We start from the raw sequence: 3,110 nt of genomic DNA, 5'->3' as shown, positions 1-3,110 counted from the left end.
AGCGCCGGCAAGGCGCGGCTCGGCGGCGCGGGCAACCCAGCGCGAGCCAAGCACCAATGCCTCCAGCTCTTCTTCGGAAAACATCATCGGCGGCAGCATGAAACCGGGCTTCAGCACATAACCGATGCCGGCTTCGCCTTCGATCATCGCGCCCTGAGCCTGCAGGCTGGCAATATCGCGATAGAGCGTGCGCAGGCTGACACCGGTCTCCTCAGCGAGCACCGAGCCGGTCACCGGCCGCCGGTAACGCCGGAGCGTCTGGAGCAGCGTCAGCAGCCGTTCCGAGCGGGCGACCGGCATGGCGCTACCGCTTCCACTCCACCCAGTCACGCATCAGGCGGTGGGCGATCGCCCCTTTCGGCGGCGAGGCCTTGCCTGTCGCGCTCGGGCGTTCCAGCATCTCGATCGTTTCCTCGCGGGTAAACCAGCGACAATCCTCCAGTTCCGTCTCATCGCGGCTGATTTCGGTGGATTTCGCCTCGGCGTAACAACCGATCATCAGGGAATGCGGCATCGGCCAGGGCTGCGAGGCGTGGTAGCGGATGCGGCCGGTGCGGATGCCCGATTCCTCCAGCGTTTCGCGACGCACGGCGTTCTCGATGGTCTCGCCGGGTTCGAGGAAGCCGGCAAGACAAGAATACATGCCGGGCGCGAAATGCGGGCTGCGGCCGAGCAGGCAGAGGTCGCGCTGCTCATCGACCGTCAGCATGATGACCACGGGGTCGGTTCGGGGGAAGATCATGTGCTCGCAGGCGGCGCAGACGCGCTTGTAGCCGCCGATGTGGATCTCCATCGCCGAGCCGCAGCGGCCGCAGAAGCGATTGTCGCCGTTCCAGCGGATGAGGCTTGCGGCCTGGGCGAATTCGCCGAGCAACACTTCGTCGATCAGCATTTCGCGAAACAGCGTGCGGCCGTCGGCAGGCTTGTACTGGCTGGTGAGGTCGTCGACATCGATGCCGACGGGAACCGCAAGGCGCGGCTCGCCGGTCTTGCGGTAGCCGAGAAGCACCGTTTCATCCCAATCCGGCTGCAATCCCTGCAGCTCATAGCGGGCAAAGAGCGGGTCGAGCACCTGGCCGTCATGCTTCAGCACCAGCTTATCCCCCGCGAAGGCGAAGATATGGGTGCCTTCCTTTGCCAGCGCCTTTTCGACGGATTGTTCATCGCGATGTTCGGAATCGCGATTGAGGTCGTTGGCGGCAAAGGCCGTGAGATTGCTGGGTTCCGGATGCGGCACATCCGAATCGAAAAGCGAATGACTCATGATGAAAGGGCTTCCCGCAGCTTCGCTATAAATTCGTCTCTCTTTCCGTCCTCGTAGGGCTCCGCGCGCCCGAAGCCCCAGACGGGACCCGGCCAGTTCGCATCGCCTTCGAAGCGGGCAATGACATGAACATGAAGCTGGCGGACGATATTGCCAAGAGCCCCGACATTGATTTTTGTCGCGCCGGTGATCTCCTTCAGCGCCTTGGCGACCAGCTCCGTCTCGAAGGCAAGCAGCACCTGGTCGAGCGGCGTCAGCTCGAAGATCTCGGTGATACCAGCCCGGCGCGGCACGAGAATGAGCCAGGGCCAGCGGGCATCCCTCGACAATCGCAGATCGCAGAGACCGGTGACCATGATGCTGACGCTGTCATTTTCCAGCCGAGGGTCGAGCACGAAACCTTTCAAAGGGCATTCTCCTCATGTTTTCCAACGACTAGCAGTTTTTTTGCATGTTGGCTTGCTTTTGATGACGATATTGCCGATATGTGCATCCGGGAGGTTGGTGGTGGACGAGCCACTCGCCAACCGGGTCAGGTCCGGAAGGAAGCAGCCCTAACGAGCCCGGCACGGGTCATCGTGCCAGCCTCCCACCTTCTCTCCACGAAGTGCCCGACGATCCGGGCGACAAGCAGGGCGATGAGCGACACCGAGCGACAATCAAAAGATGCCGCCTCGACGGGCACCGGATACCGGGTGCTGGCTCGCAAATACCGCCCCAAGGATTTCACGGACTTGATGGTCGGCCAGGAGCCGATGGTCCGCACCCTCACCAACGCCTTCGAAACCGGCCGCATCGCGCAAGCCTACATGCTGACGGGTGTGCGCGGTGTGGGCAAAACGACGACGGCGCGCATCCTGGCGCGGGCGCTGAACTACAAGACCTCGGAAATCGACAAGCCGACGATCGACCTTCGCACGCCGGGCGAGCACTGCCAGGCGATCATGGAAGGCCGGCATGTCGACGTGATCGAGATGGATGCCGCCTCCCATACCGGTATCGACGATATCCGCGAGATCATCGAGCAGGTGCGGTACCGACCGGTTTCGGCGCGCTACAAGGTCTATATCATCGACGAAGTGCACATGCTGTCGACGCAGGCCTTCAACGGCCTGTTGAAGACGCTGGAAGAGCCGCCGGAGCATGTGAAATTCATCTTCGCCACTACCGAAATCCGCAAGGTTCCGATCACCGTGCTGTCGCGCTGCCAGCGCTTCGACCTGCGCCGTATCAGCGCCTCAGATCTCGTCGGGCTGTTCACGACGATCGCCGCCAAGGAAGGCATCGAGGCGGAAGCCGATGCGCTGGCGATGATCGCGCGTGCTGCCGAAGGTTCGGCGCGCGACGGCCTGTCGCTGCTCGACCAGGCGATCGCCCATGGCGCAGGCGTCGTGCAGGCCGAAGCCGTGCGCGGCATGCTCGGCCTTGCCGATCGCGCCCGGATCGTCGATCTCTTCCAGCATATCGTCAAAGGCGATGTGGCCGCCGCGCTCGGCGAGTTCCAGAACCAATACGAAGCCGGCGCCAATCCGGTGGTGGTGCTGACCGATCTTGCCGATTTCACCCATCTGGTAACGCGGCTGAAATATGTGCCGGATGCGGCAAACGATCCTTCGCTCAGCGAGGTCGAGCGCACCAAGGCGGCGGAATTCGCCAAGGGCGTTGCGGTGACGACGCTGTCGCGCATCTGGCAGATGCTGCTCAAGGGCATTCCGGAAACGGAAGGCTCGTCGCGGACGGCAGGGGCCGCCGAGATGGTGTTGATCCGGCTTGCACATGCCGCGCATCTGCCGGCGCCCGAGGATGCGGCGCGGCGGCTTGCCGAATTTTCCGGCGACAATGCCGG

General features: G+C 63.2%; 4 protein-coding genes and 1 other RNA gene. 2 read left to right on the top strand and 3 right to left on the bottom strand.

Annotated features, from left to right (window positions below; translation table 11 throughout):
- The 3 genes from MOV76_RS38730 to MOV76_RS38720 all read right to left on the bottom strand — a co-directional run.
- Positions 1 to 300: YafY family protein (locus MOV76_RS38730; protein WP_247266551.1), on the bottom strand; the 300-nt coding region annotated here is incomplete at its 3' end.
- Positions 301 to 304: 4 nt separating this feature from the next.
- A complete protein-coding gene (gene nudC, locus MOV76_RS38725; RefSeq protein ID WP_018244271.1) occupies positions 305 to 1,264 on the bottom strand; it encodes an NAD(+) diphosphatase in 960 nt (319 codons plus the stop codon).
- Positions 1,261 to 1,671 (bottom strand): HIT domain-containing protein, encoded by a 411-nt coding sequence (locus tag MOV76_RS38720; RefSeq protein ID WP_247266550.1) that lies wholly within the window; start codon positions 1,669 to 1,671, stop codon positions 1,261 to 1,263. The genes nudC and MOV76_RS38720 overlap by 4 nt, the downstream gene beginning before the upstream one ends.
- A gap of 89 nt (positions 1,672 to 1,760) precedes the next feature.
- Between MOV76_RS38720 and ffs the strand changes: the two genes are divergently transcribed.
- Together ffs and MOV76_RS38710 are read left to right on the top strand one after the other, a co-directional pair.
- Positions 1,761 to 1,857: signal recognition particle sRNA small type (gene ffs / locus MOV76_RS38715), an RNA gene on the top strand.
- A gap of 45 nt (positions 1,858 to 1,902) precedes the next feature.
- On the top strand, positions 1,903 to 3,110 hold a 1,208-nt coding region (locus MOV76_RS38710; protein ID WP_247266549.1), incomplete at its 3' end, for a DNA polymerase III subunit gamma/tau.

Source organism: Rhizobium sp. PRIMUS64 (assembly GCF_023006465.1).
GTDB lineage: Bacteria > Pseudomonadota > Alphaproteobacteria > Rhizobiales > Rhizobiaceae > Rhizobium > Rhizobium leguminosarum.
The sequence above is the reverse complement of the archived record's forward strand: the minus strand, read 5'-3'. Positions and strand labels throughout refer to the sequence as shown.

Coding starts and splice junctions, on each gene's coding strand:
- nudC (WP_018244271.1), bottom strand. CDS start 1,264: ATGAGTCATTCGCTTTTCGATTCGGATGTGCCGCATCCGGAACCCAGC.